Annotated in this window: 26 protein-coding genes; 23 read left to right on the forward strand and 3 right to left on the reverse strand. The window is 36.4% G+C overall.

Features of this window, described 5'->3' with window-relative positions; translation table 11 throughout:
- The first annotated feature begins 12 nt into the window (after positions 1-12).
- From AC0NJG_RS12090 to AC0NJG_RS12165, 16 genes are all read left to right on the forward strand, one after another.
- Entirely contained in the window at positions 13-495 is a 483-nt protein-coding gene (locus AC0NJG_RS12090) for a helical membrane plugin domain-containing protein (protein ID WP_087954652.1), read from the forward strand.
- 115 nt (positions 496-610) lie between these two features.
- The gene (locus tag AC0NJG_RS12095) at positions 611-955 is read left to right on the forward strand and encodes a Na-translocating system protein MpsC family protein (RefSeq protein WP_000039582.1); all 345 of its coding nucleotides are present in this window, start codon (positions 611-613) and stop codon (positions 953-955) included.
- Between the two features lie 16 nt (positions 956-971).
- On the forward strand, positions 972-1,769 hold the full coding sequence (gene fdhD, locus AC0NJG_RS12100) for a formate dehydrogenase accessory sulfurtransferase FdhD (RefSeq protein WP_087954653.1): 798 nt from the start codon (positions 972-974) through the stop codon (positions 1,767-1,769).
- A gap of 20 nt (positions 1,770-1,789) precedes the next feature.
- On the forward strand, positions 1,790-2,806 hold the full coding sequence (moaA, locus tag AC0NJG_RS12105) for a GTP 3',8-cyclase MoaA (RefSeq protein WP_087995624.1): 1,017 nt from the start codon (positions 1,790-1,792) through the stop codon (positions 2,804-2,806).
- A gap of 200 nt (positions 2,807-3,006) precedes the next feature.
- Entirely contained in the window at positions 3,007-3,786 is a 780-nt protein-coding gene (locus AC0NJG_RS12110) for a formate channel (protein ID WP_087954655.1), read from the forward strand.
- A gap of 24 nt (positions 3,787-3,810) precedes the next feature.
- A complete protein-coding gene (locus AC0NJG_RS12115) occupies positions 3,811-4,827 on the forward strand; it encodes a molybdopterin-synthase adenylyltransferase MoeB (protein WP_143881406.1) in 1,017 nt (338 codons plus the stop codon).
- A gap of 18 nt (positions 4,828-4,845) precedes the next feature.
- Entirely contained in the window at positions 4,846-6,153 is a 1,308-nt protein-coding gene (gene moeA, locus AC0NJG_RS12120; protein WP_088327570.1) for a molybdopterin molybdotransferase MoeA, read from the forward strand.
- Positions 6,134-6,598, forward strand: coding sequence for a molybdopterin synthase catalytic subunit MoaE (moaE, locus tag AC0NJG_RS12125; protein WP_308900894.1), 465 nt, complete (start codon positions 6,134-6,136; stop codon positions 6,596-6,598). The genes moeA and moaE overlap by 20 nt, the downstream gene beginning before the upstream one ends.
- Positions 6,599-6,602: 4 nt before the next feature.
- Entirely contained in the window at positions 6,603-6,839 is a 237-nt protein-coding gene (gene moaD / locus AC0NJG_RS12130; protein WP_087954659.1) for a molybdopterin converting factor subunit 1, read from the forward strand.
- Positions 6,840-6,969: 130 nt separating this feature from the next.
- Positions 6,970-8,019 (forward strand): P-loop NTPase, encoded by a 1,050-nt coding sequence (locus AC0NJG_RS12135; protein WP_308900892.1) that lies wholly within the window; start codon positions 6,970-6,972, stop codon positions 8,017-8,019.
- A gap of 13 nt (positions 8,020-8,032) precedes the next feature.
- Complete coding sequence (locus AC0NJG_RS12140) at positions 8,033-8,257, forward strand: group-specific protein (RefSeq protein ID WP_087954661.1); 225 nt, start codon at positions 8,033-8,035, stop codon at positions 8,255-8,257.
- 42 nt (positions 8,258-8,299) lie between these two features.
- Positions 8,300-8,698: a hypothetical protein gene (locus AC0NJG_RS12145; protein ID WP_087954662.1), complete on the forward strand. Its 399-nt coding sequence runs from the start codon at positions 8,300-8,302 to the stop codon at positions 8,696-8,698.
- 137 nt (positions 8,699-8,835) lie between these two features.
- A complete protein-coding gene (locus AC0NJG_RS12150) occupies positions 8,836-9,084 on the forward strand; it encodes a DUF1294 domain-containing protein (protein WP_000871349.1) in 249 nt (82 codons plus the stop codon).
- A 92-nt stretch (positions 9,085-9,176) separates the two neighbouring features.
- The gene (gene rarD / locus AC0NJG_RS12155) at positions 9,177-10,118 is read left to right on the forward strand and encodes an EamA family transporter RarD (protein ID WP_087954663.1); all 942 of its coding nucleotides are present in this window, start codon (positions 9,177-9,179) and stop codon (positions 10,116-10,118) included.
- A gap of 79 nt (positions 10,119-10,197) precedes the next feature.
- Positions 10,198-10,623, forward strand: coding sequence for a divergent PAP2 family protein (locus AC0NJG_RS12160; protein ID WP_000447815.1), 426 nt, complete (start codon positions 10,198-10,200; stop codon positions 10,621-10,623).
- 99 nt (positions 10,624-10,722) lie between these two features.
- Positions 10,723-12,576, forward strand: coding sequence for a terpene cyclase/mutase family protein (locus AC0NJG_RS12165; protein WP_474063097.1), 1,854 nt, complete (start codon positions 10,723-10,725; stop codon positions 12,574-12,576).
- Between the two features lie 72 nt (positions 12,577-12,648).
- Here the strand turns inward: AC0NJG_RS12165 and AC0NJG_RS12170 are convergent, their stop codons facing one another.
- Positions 12,649-12,798, reverse strand: a complete 150-nt coding sequence (locus tag AC0NJG_RS12170; protein ID WP_001035808.1) for a YfhD family protein — start codon at positions 12,796-12,798, stop codon at positions 12,649-12,651.
- A 133-nt stretch (positions 12,799-12,931) separates the two neighbouring features.
- Between AC0NJG_RS12170 and fabG the strand changes: the two genes are divergently transcribed.
- Entirely contained in the window at positions 12,932-13,672 is a 741-nt protein-coding gene (gene fabG / locus AC0NJG_RS12175) for a 3-oxoacyl-ACP reductase FabG (protein WP_000395029.1), read from the forward strand.
- Positions 13,673-13,722: 50 nt separating this feature from the next.
- Here fabG and dhaS read toward each other — a convergent pair whose 3' ends face one another.
- Positions 13,723-15,207, reverse strand: coding sequence for an aldehyde dehydrogenase DhaS (gene dhaS, locus AC0NJG_RS12180; protein ID WP_000080304.1), 1,485 nt, complete (start codon positions 15,205-15,207; stop codon positions 13,723-13,725).
- Between the two features lie 272 nt (positions 15,208-15,479).
- Between dhaS and AC0NJG_RS12185 the strand changes: the two genes are divergently transcribed.
- The 6 genes from AC0NJG_RS12185 (at position 15,480) to AC0NJG_RS12210 (ending at position 21,988) form a co-directional block, all read left to right on the forward strand.
- Positions 15,480-15,758, forward strand: a complete 279-nt coding sequence (locus tag AC0NJG_RS12185; RefSeq protein ID WP_000800722.1) for a YhdT family protein — start codon at positions 15,480-15,482, stop codon at positions 15,756-15,758.
- A 3-nt stretch (positions 15,759-15,761) separates the two neighbouring features.
- On the forward strand, positions 15,762-17,195 hold the full coding sequence (gene panF / locus AC0NJG_RS12190) for a sodium/pantothenate symporter (protein ID WP_087954666.1): 1,434 nt from the start codon (positions 15,762-15,764) through the stop codon (positions 17,193-17,195).
- A gap of 122 nt (positions 17,196-17,317) precedes the next feature.
- A complete protein-coding gene (locus AC0NJG_RS12195; protein ID WP_087954667.1) occupies positions 17,318-18,250 on the forward strand; it encodes a nucleoside hydrolase in 933 nt (310 codons plus the stop codon).
- Between the two features lie 117 nt (positions 18,251-18,367).
- Positions 18,368-19,477, forward strand: coding sequence for a serine hydrolase (locus tag AC0NJG_RS12200; protein ID WP_474063098.1), 1,110 nt, complete (start codon positions 18,368-18,370; stop codon positions 19,475-19,477).
- Positions 19,478-19,578: 101 nt separating this feature from the next.
- A complete protein-coding gene (gene argH / locus AC0NJG_RS12205; protein ID WP_143881401.1) occupies positions 19,579-21,087 on the forward strand; it encodes an argininosuccinate lyase in 1,509 nt (502 codons plus the stop codon).
- Positions 21,088-21,154: 67 nt separating this feature from the next.
- Positions 21,155-21,988: a GNAT family N-acetyltransferase gene (locus tag AC0NJG_RS12210; RefSeq protein ID WP_474063099.1), complete on the forward strand. Its 834-nt coding sequence runs from the start codon at positions 21,155-21,157 to the stop codon at positions 21,986-21,988.
- Positions 21,989-22,023: 35 nt separating this feature from the next.
- On the opposite strand, the gene AC0NJG_RS12215 is transcribed toward AC0NJG_RS12210, so the two are convergent.
- A complete protein-coding gene (locus AC0NJG_RS12215) occupies positions 22,024-22,773 on the reverse strand; it encodes a (S)-benzoin forming benzil reductase (protein WP_474063100.1) in 750 nt (249 codons plus the stop codon).
- Positions 22,774-22,786: the final 13 nt, after the last annotated feature.

Below are 22,786 nucleotides of genomic sequence, written 5' to 3' on the forward strand. Positions count from 1 at the left end.
GAGGAGAAAAATATGGCTGCACCTATAAAAATGATTCAAAAACAAGAATTAACTGAGGAAGAAATAAAACAGAAAAAATTAGATGATTTAAAAGAGCTTCTAGCTAATAATGAAGACTCTCTAAATCAAATGTTTAACATAGTAGGGGAATTGAATGATATTGGCATGTTAGAAGCTGCAAATTCTATGCTAAAGGCGAAAGAACCAATCGCAAAGATTGTTCTTGGCCAAGTGACTCGTGAGCCGGTTACAAATTTAATTAATAATATGATGGGGGCTGCGGGTGCTTTAACAGAACTTGATCCGGAACTTACGAAAAAGCTTATAGGTAGCTTATTAGTAGGTCTAGAAGAAGGTAATGAACATCTAGAGAGTAATAAAAAAGTAGGGGTATTCGATCTTATGAAAGTATTGAAAGATCCAGACATTAACCGTGCTATCGGGTTTGGGCTTCATTTCTTAAAAGGTATGGGTAAAGGGTTAAAAGACGAGTAACCTTCACGAAGTGAATCTTTTCGCCCGAATATTTGTACGAAATAGTTTGGGCGGAAGGCTCATTTTGGTAAAATATATAATAAAGTAAAATGAGGCTTTTGGGAGGTATAATGGTATGTCAAAAAAAGTACATGAATTTAATGATATGATACGAAAACTTCGAAAGGAACTTTTCGGAAAAGGGCCAGAACGAATTCATACTGTTTTTGCTGAAAATATGGCGATTGCGACTCTTTACGGAAACTTAACACCTACTGAAAAATTCATTTCAAGTACGATGGACGGTGCGGAAATGGTTCATATGGCTAGAACGAAAATGATTCAAGAAGTGTATGCTGCGAATTCCCGTGAACATTTGGAGGAACTTGTTGGAGCGAAATTGGTGAATTTGTTTTCAGATATGAAAGTAGAAGAAGATATTGCAGTTTCGGTATTTGTTTTTGATAAAAATATAACGTGAGAGAAGGATACTGATCGTGAAACCGATACAGGTAGAAAGAGAAATCTTTCGTTATGAACAAGGGGCGTTTAAATATATAGAGGACAGCATTGTAACAGAGTTTCCAGTCACGATTAAAATGAACGGACAGGAGTTTGTTACAATGGTTAGTACTCCAGAATATATAGAAGATATGGTAATAGGCTTCCTAGCATCGGAAGGAATTATTCGGAAGTATGAAGATATTGATGACATATGGGTACAAGAGAAAGAAGGATTTGTACATGTCACCACAACAAAAGTAAATCCGTATTACGAACAAATGCAAAATAAACGCTATATTACTTCATGCTGTGGTATGAGTAGACAAGGGTTTGTTTTTGCAAATGATGCATTAAGCGCAAAGAAAATGAATGGCGTTCATGTACAGGTTGCTGCAGAAGACTGTTTTCGATTAATGAAAGAAATGCAGCAATCTGCAGAGACATTTCATCATACAGGTGGGGTTCATAATGCATCTTTGTGCAATGTGAATGGTATTATTTTAAGTCGAATGGATATTGGTAGACATAATGCGTTAGATAAAATTTACGGTTATTGCTTAAAAAATAATATTTCTATAAGAGATAAAATCATTGTTTTTAGTGGTCGTATTTCTTCGGAAATACTATTGAAGGTTGCAAAAATTGGTTGTGAAATCATACTGTCAAAATCAGCTCCAACTGAGTTGGCTTTGCAGCTAGCTGAAGAATTAGGTATTACTACGATAGGATTTATTCGGAATCAATCCTTAAATGTATATACGCATCCGGAGCGTGTTTTAAATATAAAATAAGTAAAAGCGAGGCAATAAATATGAAATCTGTCACATTAGACAAACTACAACGTCCTTTAAAGGATTTACGTATTTCAGTTACTGATCGCTGTAATTTTCGCTGTCGATATTGTATGCCAGAAGAAATATTTGGTCCTGATTACTCGTTTTTGTCTAATGATAAAATTTTATCTTTTGATGAAATTGAAAGGATAACACGTATTTTCGTTTCTTTAGGTGTTAGAAAATTACGGATTACAGGCGGAGAACCGTTACTTCGAAGAGGTCTTCCGCAGCTTATCGAGCGCCTTAATAAACTAGATGGTGTGGAGGATATCGGTTTAACAACTAATGGATCGTTACTTAAAAAGTTTGCTCCTGATTTATATAAGGCGGGTTTATCACGTGTGACAGTTAGTTTAGATTCCTTAGAAGAAGAGCGGTTTTTCTATTTGAATGGTAATAGAAGCAAAGTACAAAGGGTTTTGGAAGGAATACAAGCTGCAGCTGAAGTCGGTATGAAAATTAAAATAAACATGGTCGTTCAAAAGGGAAAAAACGAACAGGACATTTTGCAGATGGCGCAATACTTTAAGGAAAATAAGCATATTCTTCGTTTTATTGAGTATATGGACGTTGGAAATTATAATGGTTGGGATTTAAAAGAGGTCGTCTCTAAACAAGAAATAGTAGATACGATTCATCAAGTTATGCCGTTAGAACGGATAGAAGCAAATTATTCTGGTGAAGTGGCTACTAGGTATCGTTATATAGGAAGCGATGAGGAAATAGGTATTATTTCATCAGTAACAGATTCATTCTGCTCCTCATGTACGAGAGCCCGTATTTCTGCAGAAGGAAAGTTATATACTTGTTTGTTCGCTTCTAAAGGAAATGATTTGAGAGAAATGCTTCGATCTGAATACACTGACGAGGAAATAACAGATGCCGTACGCGATATATGGAACAAACGAGAAGATCGTTATTCAGATGAACGCTTAAGTCATACAAGTACAAAAAGAGCACCTAAAATTGAAATGTCACATATTGGTGGTTGATATATAAGCGTGAGACTATGATGAAGTATATACAAAATGGAAGATGTGCAACGTTTGTAGATTTTCTATTTTATAGTAAAAGTGATGATTGATCTCTCTGTAAAAGATGTGCAGAGAAATTAAGCAGCATTCAAAAACCTTTATTTTGAGGAGGTTTTTTGAAGCTGCTTTTTTATTTGGAGAAAATGGAGGAATTAGTAATGGCATTTCATAAACCGGAACAAATTGCTGAGCTTGTCATTGAGGCCGGTGTTCAAAAAGTAAGTCAGACCTTGCCAGCAATGCTTATTCTCGGTTTTTTAGGAGGAGCGTTTATTGCGATAGGTTTTTTACTTAACATTCGAGTTTTAGGGAATTTACCTGAGCGCTGGGGGAGTCTAGTGAATGTTTTAGGAGGAGCAGTATTTCCTGTTGGACTCATGCTCGTAGTATTAGCAGGAGGAGAATTAATTACGGGAAATATGATGTCACTGTCTATGGCGCTTTATGCAAAGAAAATTACATTGATAAGTGTACTGAATAACTGGGTTTGGATTACTCTCATGAATTTTATTGGGGCAATTTTCGTTGCGTATTGCTTTGGACATCTTGGCGGATTAACAGAGGGAGAGTATTTAAATAAAACAGTAGCGATAGCAGAAGGGAAGTTACATGAATCATTTGGGAGAACTTTAATTTTAGCAATTGGTTGTAATTGGCTCGTCTGTCTTGCTCTTTGGCTCGCTTATGGGACGAGTGATTTTGTCGGAAAAATAATCGGAATTTGGATTCCAATTATGGCATTTGTAGTGATTGGATTTCAGCAAGTGGTAGCAAATATGTTTGTCATTTCAGCAGTTATTTTTGCAGGTCATCTGACATGGATGGACCTTGCTAAAAATTTTGTTCCTGTCTTTATCGGAAATGTAATTGGTGGAGCTGGTTTTGTTGGATTTGCGTACTTTGCTTGTTATCAAAAACAACATTCTAATATGAAATAGAGTTCGTGAGAGGAAGGGTAAGTAATGGCTGAGCGGTATTCACGACAACATTTGTTTAAACCAATTGGGAGTAGAGGGCAAGAAGAAATTCGAAATAAACATGTGTTAATTGTAGGAGTAGGCGCATTAGGAAGTGCAAGTGCTGAAAGTTTCGTACGTGCAGGTATTGGCAAGTTGACCATTATAGATCGTGATTACGTTGAATGGAGTAATTTACAAAGGCAACAATTGTACTCTGAACAAGATGCAAGAGAGAAATTGCCAAAAGCAATCGCTGCTAAAAATCGGCTAGAAAAACTTAATTCGGAAGTACAAATACATGCTTTCGTAATGGATGTGTGTGTAGAAAACTTAGAAGGGCTATTAGAAAATGTCGATGTAATCATTGATGCAACAGATAATTTCGATATCCGATTTATAATAAATGATTTATCACAAAAGCATAATATTCCGTGGGTATATGGTTCTTGCGTTGGATCGTACGGTATGAGTTATACGGTTATTCCGCAAGAGACACCATGTTTACATTGTGTGCTGAAGAATGTTCCTGTTACAAGTGTGACATGTGATACCGCTGGAATTATTAGCCCGACTGTTCAAATCGTCGCAGCATATCAAGTTGCGGAAGCATTCAAAATTTTAGTAGGAGATTTCTCAGCAGTTAGAAAAACATTTTTCATGTTTGATATATGGAGTAATCAAAACCATTTTATAAAACTAGGGAAAATTAAAGCAGACGATTGCCCTTCGTGCGGCTTAAATCGAACTTATCCTTATTTATCATACGAAAATCAAACGAAGGTAGCTGTTTTATGCGGAAGAAATACAGTTCAAATTAGACGAGTAGACAATAGAAAATACAATTTTGATGATATAGAAAAAGTATTAAAAAAAGTGGGGGAAGTAGATCGGAATCCGCATTTACTATCTTGCCAATTAGATGAGTACCGCATCGTTGTTTTTCGGGATGATCGTGTTTTTATTCATGGCACAAATGATATTTCGAAAGCGAAACAATTATATTATCGCGTATTCGGCTAATAGAAAGGGTTGTCAACAATGGAAAGAAGAGTACCAATCACAGTTGAAGAGGCTGTTCGTAAAGTGATGGGATTTGCTCATAACGGTTTAAAGGAGCTACTACCTATTGAATTAGCTTATGGACGTATATTAGCAGAGGATTTAGTAGCTGACCATGATGTGCCGTCATTTAATCGTTCGCCGTATGATGGATTTGCTATTAGAGCAAAAGATACGGATTTAGCAAGTTATGAAACTCCAATTGTATTTGAAGTAGTGGGTGAAATCGGTGCAGGATCGCTATTCGATGAGAAAGTAGGTCCATTTCAAGCAGTTCGAATTATGACAGGAGCGCAAATTCCGAATGGGTGTGATGCGGTTGTTATGTTAGAGCTAACTCGTCAATATGAGGAGGATGGTAACAAATATATGGAAGTGAAGCGATCATTCAAAACGGGCGACAATATTTCTTTTCAAGGTGAAGATGCTCGTAAAGGCACGGTTCTTGCAAAGAAAGGGTCATACATTCATCCAGGCATTTCAGCTCTTCTTGCTACGTTTGGGTATAGCGAGGTACCGGTGGCTAGAAAGCCTGTAATTGGACTATTAGCGACTGGAAGTGAATTACTGGACGTAAACGATTCATTACAGCCAGGGAAAATCCGAAACAGTAATACGTATATGATATTGTCTCAAATTCGAAGAGCGGGCGGAAGAGTAAAATATTTTGGGCAGTTTAGCGATGATTTTCATACATGTTTCAAAGCTGTAAAAGAAGCGCTTGGCCAAGTAGATATGCTCATTACAACAGGCGGTGTATCAGTAGGGGATTACGATTATTTACCAGCTATATATGAAAAGTTAGGTGCATCAGTTCTTTTCAATAAAGTTGCAATGAGGCCAGGAAGTGTTACGACTGTAGCACAATTAAATGGCAAGTTATTATTTGGTTTATCAGGAAATCCATCTGCTTGTTATGTAGGATTTGAATTATTTGTAAGACCGTGTATTCGGACGTATATGTTTAGTGAAAAAGCACATTTAAAGAGAGAAAAAGCGTTATTAGGAGAAGACTTTCTAAAGCCAAATCCATTTACAAGATTTGTACGAGCGAAACTGACATATAACGAAGGGCAGTTAATTGCTTGTCCTTCAGGATTTGATAAATCTAGCTCGGTCTCTTCATTAGCAGAATCGAATGTTTTTATCGTATTACCAGGCGGGACAAGAGGATATAAAAAAGATATGTTTGTGGATGTTCTGTTATTGGAAGATAACGAAGGTAGTGAATGGCCTTGGACATTTCGCAAAGTGAGAGGTGGTTCCAATGGGACAAGTGCTATTTGAGATTGTTGATATACCGATTGTAGTTGAAGAAGTAACGAATAAAGTTGCAAGAAGAGAGGCAGGTGCGATTACAACTTTTATTGGTACAGTGAGAGAATTAACAAAAGGAAAACGAACGCTACATTTAGAGTATGAAGCATATAAACCGATGGCAGTAAAGCAACTTATGAGAATTGGTGAAGAAATTAGTGAAAGATGGCCGGATGCAAAAGTAGCAATTACTCACCGAGTAGGCCAGCTAGAAATAATGGATATTGCGGTAGTCATTGCAGTTTCATCACCGCATCGCAAAGTAGCTTATGAAGCGAATGAATACGCAATTGAACGTATAAAGCGAATCGTCCCAATATGGAAAAAAGAATTTTGGGAAAATGGAACGATGTGGATTGGAGATCAACTTGAAAATACACCATATCCAGCAGGAAAACCGAAGAAGGAAGAATGAGAAAATGATTACAATTTTACTGTTTGCAAATTTGCGTGAGGAAGTCGGATTAGATAGATTCGTAATTTCAGAAAAACAAGAAATGACAGTGCAGCAATTAAAAGAATGGCTCAAAGCAAACTATAGTTTACAATCGCTTGATAGAGTGATGGTGGCTGTTAATGAAGAGTTTGTAACGAATGACGAGGTGATACAAGCTGGAGATATCGTCGCATTCATCCCGCCTGTTAGTGGTGGATAATAAGTGTTTCTTGCAACGGCAAGAAGATGTTGTATATAAAGTGAAACTTTAATCAGTGGGGGTTTTCTTCATCCCCCACTGATTATTAGTTAAAGTCGGATAAATTCAAATACGAGAAGGGATGAGTTTTATGATTACTCAAGAACAAATAATGAACGCATTAAAGCATGTAGAGGATCCAGAATTACACAAAAGTATTGTAGAGTTAAACATGGTTAGAAATATACAAATGAATGGAACAGAGGTTAAACTTGAAGTAGTGCTAACGATTCAAGGTTGTCCGTTAAAAGCAAAAATTCAACAAGATGTAGAAGAGTCTCTGCAGGCAATTGGTGCATCTAAAGTAGATTTGACGTTTGGTTCTATGACACAAGAAGAACGAGCTGCGCTAACAGAAAAGTTAAAGAAAAATAGTAGAACAGAAACTGGTATGCCGAGCATGCTTCGTCCTGATTCAGGAGTACGATTTATTACTGTAACGAGCGGAAAAGGTGGAGTCGGAAAATCAACTGTAACAATTAATCTTGCAACGGCTTTAGCTCGTTTGGGCAAAAAAGTGGGGATATTAGATGCAGATATATATGGTTTTAGCATTCCAGCTATGATGGAAACGCATCAAAAACCAACGATGATTGATCAAACAGCAATTCCAGTTATTAGTCACGGTGTTAAAATCATGTCGATGGGATTTTTTACAGAAGGAAATAATCCGGTTATGTGGCGCGGACCGATGTTAAATAAATGGATTCAAAACTTCCTTGTGAATACGCACTGGGGAGAGTTAGATTATTTACTGCTTGATTTACCACCTGGTACAGGAGATGTTGCCATTGATGTTGCAGCAATGATTCCGCAGGCGAAAGAAATTATTGTTACAACACCACATAATGTATCTTCATTCGTAGCATCTAGAGTAGGCGTAATGGCAAAACATACGAAACACGAGATTTTAGGTATTGTGGAAAACATGGCTTATTATGAAGAACAAGATGGATCGAAAAATTATCTGTTTGGAAAAGGCGGCGGCGAAATGTTAGCAAAACAATTGCAAACAGAAGTAATCGCACAAGTACCTTTTGCGAAACGTGAAGAAAATGGCGGTTCATCTGTATATGATGAAGATTCTCTTGTTGGAGAAGTGTTTACATCGTTAGCAGAAGATATTATTTATAAAGGATAGAGGAGGAATTTTTATGGCGTGTAATATTGATCATTCTATTGAAGATGTAATGAATAAACTTGAAAGTCAAAAGAGTTTTTTAACTGAAGAGATTTTTAAAGGGTTAAAAAATTTTTTACAAGGTAATCACTCACAAGAAATGCTAAATGATGTATTTCATCTTTTGAAAAAATATGACTTAGTAAGTGAAGAAGAAAGAGAGACGAGAAATACTCAATTATTGCTGATTATAAAATAAATACACTTTGACTTTTGTTTTGTAACAGGAGGGGTAAATGTAATGGATATGAAAAAGATGATTGAAATGATAGAAGCAACAAAAGTGACTAAAGAAGAATTATCGATTTCTACTTTACATCAAGAGCTTGTGAAGTTATATAGTCAAAAAAATGTTGCTCATTATACGGAGCTATTAAAGTATATTTTATCATTATCCGTGCAGTTAAACCTACATCTTGTATTGAAATATTTTGGCGTGCGACCGATTATTGCTGTAGACGAGCGTATGCAATTTCAAGAGATATTTAAATGTTTAGCTAAGAAAGATGATAATGAGGAATGGTTTCTAAATTTCGTTTCTTTATATATGGGGCTAATCGTAGTTCTTCATTTTGATGAAAAAGAGATTGAGAGAAGTTTTTTCGATGCTATGGTAGTGGGGGAAGGGAATGAAATATAAGATTTTGCCCATAACATCTTTCTGTTTAATTGGCTATGTAAATATGAAGGTAACGAATCAATAAAAAGCGTTCTTCAGTTGTTTCCATCGTTTTTTCATGTTACCATTAAGCGAATTTTTCATAGGGAGAGAAAGCGATGAAATGGATTTATTTTCTTATTATTAACGTTATAGCTTTTAGCCTTATGGGGCTTGATAAACGAAAAGCGAAGAAGAAACAGTGGAGAACGCCAGAAAGTACGTTGTTTTTATCAGCAGCAGCTGGGGGAGCAGTTGGAGCTTGGATCGGTATGTATATGTTTCATCATAAAACTCATAAAAAGAAATTTGTTTTCGGCATACCGTTACTTGTTGTAATAACGGTATGTTTATTATTCGTTGTATGAGAAATGTCGAAAGAAATGCAGATTGATTATTGGTAAAATGAGCATGTAAGACCGTATAATGGAGAAAAAATGAGAAGAGGAGAAAAAGGAAGATGGGGAGTCAATCAGCACAGCAAAAAAAAGGGATTATATATGCGGCTGGTGCGTATACGATGTGGGGAATACTACCAATCTATTGGAAATGGGTTGAGGAAGTCCCTGCAGATGAAATATTAGCACACCGCATCGTTTGGGCGTTCGTGTTTATGTTACTAGTATTAGGTGTTACGAAGAGATTTCGTCAGTTTATTGGGGAGTTCGTGAATCTTTTTAAACGACCTAAATTATTAATGTCATTAACAATAGCTTCAGTCTTGATTAGTGGAAACTGGTTTGTCTACATATGGGCCGTTAATCATAATCATGTCATTGAAGCAAGTCTTGGCTATTATATTAATCCGCTTATTAGTATTTTACTTGGTACAGTCGTTTTAAAGGAAAAGTTAAACTTTTGGCAATACGTTGCAGTTGGTTTAGCTGGAGTAGGAGTTATTATTTTAACAGTACGTTTCGGTGCTATTCCATGGGTTTCTTTATCACTTGCCCTTTCATTTGGCTTATATGGATTAACGAAAAAATTGTTAAACTATGATGCGACAATTGGACTTACGATGGAAACGATGTTAGTGACGCCGTTTGCAATTATTTATCTAGTAATGACAGGAGTACATGGTTTTGGCTCATTTGGCTCTATCTCAATGTTATCGACATTACTATTAATAGGAGCGGGCATTGTTACAGCGTTACCACTTTTTTATTTTGCAAAAGGAGCCCAACTTATTCCGCTTTATATGGTAGGTTTTTTACAGTATATTGCACCAACAATTAGTTTGATTTTAGGTGTATTCGTATTTGGTGAACATTTCACATCTACTCATATGATTGCATTTTTCTGTATATGGGTTGCATTATTTGTATTCTCGGTAGCGAAAACAAAGTTCTTAGTGCAGAAACAACCGAAATTTATAAAAAATAAATCAGCAAAAGTATCATAATGCGTAGTATTTTCTACGCATTTTTCTTTATACTGATACTATAAAGGATTTCCATTATAGCTAGTAGGGAGCTGAGAACGTGGAAACAATTTTACATAACGATCCGCTTATGGCCGCTGTAATTTCATGGTTTTTAGCACAATTAACGAAAGTAGTCTTTAAATTATTTAAAACGGGTGAATTTGATTTCGCAAAGTTTTTCGCTTCAGGTGGGATGCCAAGTTCTCATGCTTCAACTGTTACAGCACTGGCGACAGGTGTTGGCGTTGTGGAAGGTGTGGAAAGTACTTTATTTGCAATTGCTGCTATTTTTGCCATTATAGTTATGTATGACGCTTCAGGAGTAAGGCTTGCAGTAAGTAAACAGGCGAAAATATTGAATGAGTTTTTTCACGGTAGACAAACAGAATATAAGAAGTTAAATGAACTTGTCGGGCATACACCGTATGAAGTAGTAGTTGGTGCTTTATTAGGGATTATTGTCGGAGTAGGATATTGTTTATGAGCAGAGCATTTTATATGTTCTGCTTTTCTTTGTATTTATACATATTCAGCGACCTTCTTGAATATCGTTATACGGATTTCGAAAGGGTGGGTGAGTAACTTGTTATTATATGAAAAAGCGCATGAAGAAATAGTGAGAAGAGCAACTGCACTTCAAACGATGCAACGGCAAGATGGTACGTGGCAATTTTGTTTTGAAGGAGCTCCATTAACAGATTGCCATATGATTTTTTTATTAAAATTATTAGGTAGAGATAAAGAGATAGAACCGTTTGTAAAAAGATTAGCATCACTTCAAACAAATGAAGGAACATGGAAATTGTATGAAGATGAAGTGGGAGGTAATTTATCAGCTACCATTCAATCTTATGCCGCCTTACTTGCATCGAAAAAATATACAAAAGAAGATGCGAACATGAAGCGAGCGGAAAATTTTATTAAGGAACGCGGAGGCGTGGCGCGTGCTCATTTTATGACGAAGTTTTTATTAGCAATTCATGGAGAATATGAATATCCTTCACTCTTTCATTTACCGACACCAATCATGTTTCTACAGAATGATTCCCCCCTCAGTATATTTGAATTGAGTAGCTCAGCACGTATTCATTTAATTCCTATGATGCTGTGCTTAAATAAAAGGTTTCGAGTAGGTAAAAAGTTATTGCCAAATTTAAATCACATTGCGGGCGGGGGCGGAGAATGGTTTCGGGAGGATCGGTCTCCGTTGTTTCAAACGTTATTAAGTGATGTAAAACAAATTATCTCGTACCCACTTTCGTTACATCATAAAGGATATGAGGAAGTCGAACGTTTTATGAAAGAGCGTATTGATGAAAATGGAACGTTATATAGTTACGCAACTGCCTCGTTTTATATGATTTATGCTTTACTTGCGTTAGGGCATTCTCCTCAATCATCACTGATTCAAAAGGCTATAGCTGGGATAACATCTTATATATGGAAGATGGAAAGAGGGGGTCACTTGCAAAACTCTCCTTCAACCGTATGGGATACAGCTTTACTCAGCTATGCGTTACAAGATGCCCACGTTCCGAAAGATAATAAAATGCTTCAAAATGCAACAGCATATTTATTAAAAAAACAGCATACAAAAAAAGCTGATTGGAGCGTACATGCTCCGGCGCTTACTCCAGGTGGTTGGGGTTTTTCAGATGTAAATACGACAGTTCCAGATGTTGACGATACAACAGCTGTACTAAGAGTGTTGGCAAGAAGTAGAGAGAATGAAAAGGTAAATAATGCTTGGCAGAAAGGGATTGATTGGGTTAAAGGATTACAAAATAATGATGGGGGCTGGGGAGCTTTTGAAAAAGGTGTGACGAGCAATTTATTAGCAAATTTACCAATCGAAAATGCAAGCGATATGATTACAGATCCTTCTACACCAGATATTACAGGGAGGGTGTTAGAGTTTTTCGGGACATATGCGCAAAATGAATTACCTGAGAAACAAAAACAAAGTGCGATAAATTGGTTAATGAATGTACAAGAGGAGAATGGATCATGGTATGGGAAATGGGGGATTTGTTATATATATGGTACGTGGGCTGTTATGACAGGATTACGGTCATTCGGAATTCCATCTAGTAATCCATCATTAAAACGAGCAGCTTTATGGCTTGAACATATACAGCATGAAGATGGTGGATGGGGAGAATCATGCCACAGTAGTGTGGAGAAAAGGTTCGTTACTTTACCATTTAGTACACCATCCCAAACAGCATGGGCGTTAGATGCTCTCATTTCTTACTATGATATAGAGACGCCAGTTATTCGAAAAGGTATTTCATATTTGCTTGCGAATCCTTATGTGAATGAAAAATATCCTACTGGAACAGGTTTACCAGGAGGGTTTTATATTCGTTACCATAGCTATGCTCATATATATCCACTACTTACTTTGGCACATTATATAAAAAAATATAGAAAATAAACCGAGAGATATCTCTCGGTTTATTTTGTTGGGTAGTAGGTCCCTGTTGAAAAGAATAAGGTTGTGCTTTCCTTATTTTTCAGTTGACTGGCGTTTTTGACGTGCATCAGCGGCATTTGCACGTGCGTTTGCTTCTAAGTCATTGTGGTCAGCAAGTTCACGAGAGAACTCTACATCAATGCCATCAGTAGCTTTGTTTTGTTTGAAATTTTTTTTGTTCATTCGACACAATCTCCTTGCACTTTATGCGACGTTGCAAAGTTAGTTTGACACAAATAGACTTTTTTATACAAAGAGGAATTGGAAAGTAAAAAGCCGAAATATACAGTATAAGTAATAGAAATGGGGGATAGGAATGGAGTTTTTAAATGGGAAAACAGCTGTTGTAACAGGAGCTGCACAGGGAATTGGAAAAGAGATTGCAAGGGTTTATGCGAAGCTAGGGGCGAAAGTATTAATTAGCGATGTAAATGAAGAGAAGCTACAAAAAACGACACGTGAGTTATCGGACGAAGGATATGAAGTGTGCTCATATCGATGTGATGTGAGTAATCAAAATGAAGCGAAATCGTTAATTGAATATGCGGTTCAAAAATTCGGTACATTACATATTTTGGTGAACAATGCTGGCATTACAAGAGATGCAATGTTACATAAAATGGAGAAGTCTGCTTGGGAACAAGTATTACAAGTGAACTTAACTGGTGTTTTTTATTGTATGCAACCAGCGCTTCTTTACATGAGACAACAAGGGTATGGACGCATTATTAATATATCTTCAATTAGTAGAGAAGGAAACATAGGTCAAGCGAATTATGCAGCTACGAAGGCAGGCGTTGTAGGTTTAACGAAAACGGCAGCGAAAGAAGTTGGAAGTTTCGGTATTACGTGTAATGCAATTTGTCCAGGATTTATGGATACAGATATGACAAAAACGATACCAGATAAAGTGAAAGAAAAGATGGTTGGCGCGATTCCAGTTGGTAGAATTGGAACGCCAGAAGATATTGCGAACGCAGCAGCCTTTTTAGCATCAGAATACGCATCCTATATTACAGGAGAAGTATTAAATGTGAGCGGAGGACTGCAAGTTTAAAGGAATACATAATGAAAAGAACCTGACCGGATAGGTCAGGTTCTTTCTCCTTAATTTAAGTTAAGCCAAACGCTCTTCACTTCTGTATAGTTATTTAATGCATAAGATCCCATTTCACGACCAAGACCGGATTGTTTAAATCCTCCAAATGGAGATGCTGCATCAAAGACGTTATAACAGTTTACCCATACTGTACCAGCACGTACTTTACTTGCAACGTAGTGTGCTGTTTTAACATTTTCTGTCCACACACCAGCTGCTAAGCCGAATTGTGATTTATTTGCACGTTCAATTACTTCATCAATATCGTTAAATGGTATTGCAGAAATAACTGGACCGAAAATTTCTTCTTTTGCGATTGTCATTTCATCATTAACGTCAGCGAATACAGTAGGGGAAACGAAGTAGCCTTGATCGAATGGATTACTTCCTCCGCAAAGTACTTCAGCACCTTCTTCAATTCCTTTTTCAATGTAGCCCATTACACGTTTTTGCTGTTCTTCAGAAACGAGAGGACCAATTGTAGTTTCTGGACTTAATCCAGCACCTTGATTTAATTTTTTAGAATAAAGGACAAGGTCAGCCATGACATTATCATACATTTTCTTCGGAACAAATAAACGTGATCCAGCAGAGCATACTTGTCCTTGGTTAAACATAACACCAGAAAGTGCACCAGGAATCGCGCGAGATAAATCAGCATCTGGCAGGATGATATTTGGTGATTTACCGCCTAACTCAAGTGTAACGCGCTTTAATGTTTCAGATGCTTGGCGCATAATTTGCTTACCGACTGGAGTAGAACCAGTAAATGCAATTTTATCAACGAGTGGATGATTAACAAGAGCTTGTCCAGCTGATTCACCGAATCCAGGAACGATATTAATAACACCTTTCGGGAATCCAGCTTCTTCAATTAATTCAGCTAAGTATAGAGCGGATAGTGGAGTTTGTTCTGCAGGTTTTAAAACGATTGTACATCCTGTAGCAAGCGCTGCTCCCATTTTCCACATTGCCATAAGAAGTGGGAAGTTCCAAGGGATAATTTGACCAACGACACCAACAGCTTCATGGCGTGTATAGTTAAAGTAATCACCGGAAACAGGGATTGTTTGACCAACGATTTTCGTCGCCCAGCCGGCATAATAGCGCATATGTTCAATTGCGAGTGGTATGTCTGCTGCCATTGTTTCACGGATTGGCTTTCCGTTATCTAACGTTTCAAGTTGTGCAAGCTCTTCTTTATGTTCTTCCATTAAATCAGCTAACTTGTACATAAGCCGGCTTCGCTCAGCAGTGCTCATGCGAGACCAAGGACCTTCGTCAAAAGCCATGCGAGCTGCAACTACAGCTTTATGAATATCTTCGCGACCAGCTTCAGAAACGACGGCAAGTGTTTCGCCAGTTGCTGGATTAGGTGTGTTAAATGTTTTTCCGGAAGCGCTTTCAACGAATGATCCATTCACATATAACTTTTTTGTACCTTGAAGAAATTTCTCTACCTTTTCATGAAGATTTACAGCTAGTTGACTCATTGTATAACCCCCTTGAAAATATAATTAAACGCAGTACGAGACGGCGTTTATTCCGAAATCAAGGATGTAGGAACTAGATGGAAAGCCTCTAATTAAAATCATAATTAACAAATACTGAAAATTCAAATTTCATTTGTGTTACAATTGTAAAAAATATGTAATGTAAGAGAATCTTCTATATGATTATAAAAAATCCTGCTTGTTTTTGCTTTCTAGTAGGAAAAACTAGAAGAACAGTGGTACAATAATACATCGTGAGAGGAGGGAGAAAAATGAAGAATTATCATGATGATCCACGCTTTCGAATCGCCCATAGAGAAGCGTTAATTGGTCTTGGACTTGCTATTATCAATTTTATAATATGGTACGGATTTGCTTATGGGCTTGGTAGTAAAAATCCAAGTGAATATACATATGTATTTGGTTTTCCAGCATGGTTTTTTTATAGCTGTATCGTTGGATTTATCGTTATGGTTATTTTACTTAGTTTAGTTGTTCGTTTTGTATTTCAAGATATTTCACTCGATGAGGAAGAAAAAAGTGAGGAATAATAGATGAATTGGTATGTAATCATTCCAATGATAATTTCGTTTATCGTTGTATTTTTAATTGGTGTATATGCTTCAAGACGTGTACAAGCGACTGCTCATAATAAATTTTTGCAAGAATATTTTTTAGGTGGGCGTGAGCTCGGTGGTTTATTATTAGCAATGACAATGATTGCTACGTACGGTAGTGCTAGTAGCTTCATTGGTGGCCCTGGTATAGCATATAATATGGGGCTTGGATGGGTATTGTTATCTGCGATTCAAGTTGTAACAGGGTATATCGTTTTAACGGTTATCGGTAAAAAGTTTGCCATTATTGCTAGGAAGATGGAAGCTATTACTCTTATCGATTATTTAAAGGGAAGATACAATAATAAAGCAGTTGTCATACTTTCTGCGTTATGTATTATTATCTTTTTATTTTCAGCAACAGTAGCTCAGTGGGTCGGCGGTGGCCGATTAATTGAGTCACTAACGGGTCTCTCTTATACAACAGCGCTATTTTTATTTACTTTTTCTGTACTTGTTTACGTATTAATTGGTGGATTTCGTGCAGTTGCTTTATCAGATACGTTATTAGGTATCATTATGTTAGTTGGAACGACAATCATTTTAATCGCTACTGTCGTTGCCGGTGGTGGAATTGAAAAGATTATGCAGGAACTTGTTCAAATCAATCCGAATTTAATTACACCATTCGGAGCAGATGGTAGTTTAACAAAATCATACGTGACATCATTTTGGATTTTAATTGGAATTGGCGTTGTTGGTTTACCGCAAATTAGTGTGCGTGCCATGTCTTATAAAAATTCAAAAGCGATGCATCAAGCATTAATAATTGGAACAGTTGTTGTAGGTACAATTATGATTGGTATGCATTTAACAGGTGTATTTGCACGAGTTGTACTTCCGGGTATAACGGTACCGGATAAAGTCATGCCGCTACTCGCGATGGAAGTGTTACCACCTTGGTTAGCCGGTGTTTTCTTAGCTGCACCAATGGCAGCCATTATGTCTACAGTAAACTCGTTATTGCTACTTGTAAGTTCATCAATCATTAAAGATATATACGTAAATTACATAAATAAAGATGCAGCAGATAGTACGATTAGAAAAGGAAGTTTATGGATTACTGCTATCGTAGGACTGCTCGTTTATGCAGCAGCAATTAAACCACCAGATTTTTTAATATGGTTAAATTTATTTTCTTTCGGTGGATTAGAAGCAGCATTCATTTGGCCGATCGTATTAGGGTTATATTGGAGAAAAGGAAATGCAACAGGAGCGCTTGCCTCTATTTTAGTTGGGGTAAGCTCATATATGTGTATCCATCTTTTCTATCCGAATCCGTTCGGTATACATACAGTTGTCTTCCCGATTTGTTTTGCGTGTATCGCTTACATCATTGGAAGTATGAGTGCTATGAAAAAAACAGTATAGGTTAGAGGAAGAACGTAGTCTTTATAGGACTGCGTTTTTTCGTATGAATTTGTTCTTTTTTATTCTGTATATCTATGACTATTCATAAATTAATAACAATTGAGGGGATGGAGTTGAGGTCGATGAAAAAAGTGTTATTTTTGGGAGACCCGGGAATTGATGACTCTTTAGCCATCATGTATGGAATTATGCATCCTGATATTGATATTGTTGGTGTTGTAACGGGATATGGAAATGTAACACAGGAAAAGGCAACGAGTAATGCAGCATATTTATTGCAAATGGCAGGGCGAGAAGATATACCTGTTATTAATGGTGCAAAAATCCCTTTATCCGGAGATGTTACAACGTATTATCCAGAAATTCATGGGGCAGACGGTTTAGGACCAATTAAACCTCCAAAAACTTTTTCACCAAATATAAAACCTTTTTGTGCTTTTTTTGATATTCTTGAAAAGTATAAAGGAGAATTAATTATAGTTGATGCAGGTAGGTCAACGACACTAGCGACAGCATTTATTTTAGAAAAGCCGATGATGAAGTATGTGAAAGAATATTATATAATGGGCGGTGCTTTTTTAATGCCTGGAAATGTGACACCAGTCGCAGAGGCGAATTTTCATGGTGATCCCATTGCGTCACAATTAGTCATGCAAAATGCTAAGAATGTGACATTAGTGCCACTTAACGTTACATCTGAAGCTATTATTACGCCGGAAATGGTAAAATATATTACAAAACACTCTAAAACGAGTTTTAATAAGTTGATCGAGCCGATATTTACGTATTATTATAAAGCATATAAAAAGTTAAACCCGAAAATAACAGGTAGTCCAGTACATGACGTCGTTACAATGATGGTTGCAGCAAATCCGTCCCTTTTGGATTATGTATATCGCCGAGTCGATGTAGATACAGTTGGAATTGCAAAAGGAGAGAGTATTGCTGATTTCCGGCCTCAACCTGACTCAAAAGCATTAAAAAATTGGGTGCGAATTGGTTGGTCGTTACATTATAAAAAATTCCTCGAAGATTTCGTTAAAATTATGACGTAGACATAATGGGAGAATACAAGTTAAAATAATGGAGATGATTACTAAAATAATCATCTCCATTATTTTGTTTGTAAGAGATAGATAGAGACGAGTTACACAATAGGAGAGGAATTTTACTTGAAAAAAACTATAGTATGCGCAGTGATTGTGGGTATTTTCATTTTGCTAATATCGGGTAACTTTTTAGTGAAAAAAGTGTGGAGTTCAAATAATGATGATGCACAGTATATCGCATCCTTTATTGAAGAACATAAAGATGAAAAAAATAGTGCGCTTCTAGTAAAGAGAAATGATAAAGTTGTTTATTCTGTCAATCCTAACGTTGTATTGCCAGTTGCTAGTACAATGAAATTAATTGTGGCGCTTGAATACACGAAACAAGTTACGGAAGGGAAAATTGATTCGTCTAGTTTTGTTTCCATTAATGACGTGAATCGGTATTATGTACCGAATACAGATGGTGGTGCGCAAGATAGATGGCAAAGATATTTGGAGAAGACAGGCAAGATAACTGAAGGAGCGGTTTCTTTAGAAGAAGTGGCAAAAGGAATGGTTAAGTTTAGTTCGAATGCGAATGCTGAATATTTAATGGAAGTGTTAGGATTAGATAATATTAATCAGAATTTACAAAGTTTATCGCTTCCAGCACATCAGCCGCTATTTCCAATCGTTTCATCTTTATACATTCCAGGATATTTGCATAAAGAATTACATGTTCCGAAATATAAAATAGAGAAAAAGTTAAAAGAAATGTCTCAAGAGCAATATCGTGAATATGCAATGATTATTCATGAACGCTTAAAAAAGAAAGGGCCATTATTACAGAAGGAAATTCCACTTTATTTAGAGGAACGTTATGATAAAATTTGGTCAGATCGATTGCCAGCTGCTTCTGCAAACGATTATATGGTACTGCTTCAAAAGGCAAATCATAAAGGTGGCCTGACAGAAGCAGAAGAAAAAGTATGGGCGAATATCGTTGAAACAGATATGAGCGCTAAGAAATATCGTAAAACATTTAGACATGCAGGGCAAAAAAATGGTTATACGCCATGGACAGTTACAAAAGCAGTTTATGCGATGGATAAACGCGGGAACTGTACAGAAATTGTGTTCTTAGCAAATAATTTAAATGAGGACGACAGTGCAGAAATACGAAAACATTTAGCGAACTTACATTTCCAAGTGTTGCAAAGTGATAAGTATGATGCGACTTTTATTAAGTAAACTCGGTGCTTTCTGCATCGAGTTTACTTTTGTATACAAGCACTTTTTTCCTATCTCTGGGTATGATGGGTAGTAATACTTAGGTGAGAGGGGAAAAGGTGATGAAACAAAGTAAAGAAGAGTTTATAAAGGGTGAAGGCGCTAATTTCCCTGGGAAAACATATGTAGATTGTGTATTACAACATGTATTTGAATTTCAGCGAAATTACTTATTGAATGATATGTTTCAAGTGCATAAAGCGCATATTGCGATGCTGACGGAAGAAAATTTAATGAAAAAGGGAGAAGCTAAAGTTATATTACACGCATTAAAAAAGGTAGAGGGAATGCCAAAAGAGCAATTGCTTTATACAGAGCAGCATGAAGATCTCTTTTTTTTAGTGGAACATTTAATTTCTCAAGAAGCGAAAAGCGATTTTGTAAGTAATATGCATATTGGTAGAAGTAGAAATGATATGGGTGTAACGATGTATCGCATGAGTTTAAGACGATATGTATTACGATTAATGGAACATCATTTGTTATTGCAAGAGAGTATATTGGAACTTGCTGCTGATCATAAGGGAACGATTATGCCAGCGTATACACATACACAACCAGCACAGCCAACAACATTTGGTCATTATGCGTTAGCGATTTATGATACGATGCAGAGAGATTTAGAACGCATGAAAAAAACGTACAAACTTTTAAATCAGTCCCCAATGGGAGCCGCTGCGCTTTCTACAACAAGTTTCCCAATTAAACGAGAGCGAGTTGCAGATTTACTTGGATTTACTAATGTAATTGAGAACTCATATGATGCTGTCGCTGGAGCGGATTATTTATTAGAGGTTAGCTCGTTACTTATGGTAATGATGACGAATATGAGTAGATGGATTCATGACTTCTTACTATTAGCGACGAAAGAATATGATGGTATTACTGTTGCAAAGCCATATGTACAGATTAGTAGTATTATGCCGCAAAAGCGAAATCCAGTTTCAATTGAGCACGCCCGTGCAATTACGAGTAGTGCTTTAGGGGAATCATTTACAGTATTTCAAATAATTCACAATACACCGTTTGGTGATATTGTTGATACAGAGGATGATTTGCAGCCGTATTTATATAAAGGGATTGAAAAGGCTATTCGTGTTTTTTCTATTATGAATGCAGTTATTCGAACGATGAAAGTAGCGGAAGAAACGTTGAAAAATCGTTCCTATAAACATGCAATTACGATAACTGATTTCGCAGATGTTTTAACAAAAAACTATGAAATTCCATTCCGGCATGCGCATCATGCAGCAAGTGTTATTGCAAGTATGTCATTGGAGCAGAAAAAGGAGCTTCATGAATTACATTTGAAAGATGTGAATATGTACTTACAAGAAAAATTTAATATAACTTTATTAGAAAAAGAGTGGAAAGAAATTATATCGCCAGAAGCTTTTATACAAAAAAGAAATGTATACGGTGGGCCGAGTAAAAAAGAAATGGAGCGCATGATTAACAATCGAAAAGAGTCATTTCGACAAGAAGAAGAGGTATTTGAAAAGGAAAAACAGAGAATTTTACAAGCTGAAAATAATTTGAATACGTTAGCTTCAAATATTATTGAATCGTAAAAGAGGAATTTAGTGAATTAATCGCCAATACCTTAATAAAACTATAAATAGAGGGAAGAGATTGTCGATGATTCAATTGCATGTATATGAAGAGATTGTTAATTTTAAAGAAGAGGTTACATCATTTCTAGAAAAGAATGAGCAGGAAAATAATCTCATATTAGGCGTATTACAAATGGTCCGGCAACCGATATTTATGGGGATAGCAAAACAAGGAGAAGAAATTGCAGTTGTATTTCTTCAAACAGAAGAGAAGAAACAAATCATTGTTGCAACTTCTGAAATTTCGGGAGTAGCTATCAAGGAGCTTGCAACAGAGTTAACGAAAATATATTCGGATATTCCTGGATTAATTGGTAATAAGAAAGTTGTACAGAAGTTAGCGGAAGAGATTGCGGTGTTAGAAAATAAGAAAGCGAATGTTGTAATGGAGCAAGGTATATATGAATTAAAACAAGTGAAGAAAAAGTGGAACGGAGATGGAGCCTTTCGAGAAATAAATAGTGATGAGATACCATTAATAGAAAAATGGATATATCAATTTTGCAAAGATGTGAATCTTCCTACTACGAAAGAAGAAGCAAAACAAACGGCACAGACATTAATCATTAATCATCGTTTATTTGGTCTAGAAGTAGACGGAAAACTTGTTTCTGTAGCAGCAAAAACACGTCCAACCAAAAATAATATAACAGTTAATTTCGTATATACGCCTAAAGAAGGAAGGAAAAAGGGATACGCATCTAATTGTGTAGCGGCACTTAGTCAACGTATGTTAGATGAAGGGTACAATACGACTACGTTATATACTGATCTAGCGAATCCGACATCGAATAAAATTTATCAAGAAATTGGTTATGAGCAAATTGCGGAGTCTGTGCTTATATTTTTAGAGAAGTAGAACAAAAAGGCGTGCTAAAATAGCACGCCTTTTTGTTATTCATCAATTCTAATAACCTCGCCTTGAGGGAAGTCTTCGGCTTCTAGTAAGTTACGAATAGCTTTCGCAACGTATTCGGGTGATAATAGCTTTCCTTCTTCTTTTAATGTGATGAATCGATCTAAATTTGTGAAGTCTTCTTTATTTGTTTCGCGAATTTGTGCTTGCATATTTGTATCAACAACACCGGGTGCAAAAGAGACGATTTTTACTGGATATTCTTTTTCTGCTTCTTCGGTTGCTACGCACTGTGTAAACATATTTACGCCAGCTTTCGTTGTACAATAAGCGCCCCAGCCAAAGTAAGGGTTTTTTCCTGCACCAGAAGAGATGTTTATAACACGTTTATCTACTTTCCATTCTTTCGTATGTTTCATGAAAGTGGAGGTGAGAACCATAGGTGCAAGTAAATTAATGTGAACGTTCGTAATGAATTGTTCACTTTCTGCTTTTTCAATTGGCTTCATAGGAGCAACCGTACCCGCATTATTAATTAAATGAATAGAAGATACACTGTCTTCTTGAATAGATGAAATGATTTTGTTAAAGTTCGTTTCTAAATTATGTACATCTTGAAGATCTAAGGAGTGGAAAACACAATTGCTATTATATTGTTCTGCGAGTTTCGTAAGCTCTTTATTTTCTCTTCTAGAAATAGAGATGACAGTTGTATTTTTTTCTAACAATTGTGTGGCAATAGCCTCACCTAAACCTTGTGAAGTTCCTGTTATGATAACGTAGCGCATAGTTTTATAAACT

The sequence above is a fragment of the Bacillus sp. SSR7 genome (genome assembly GCF_055902415.1).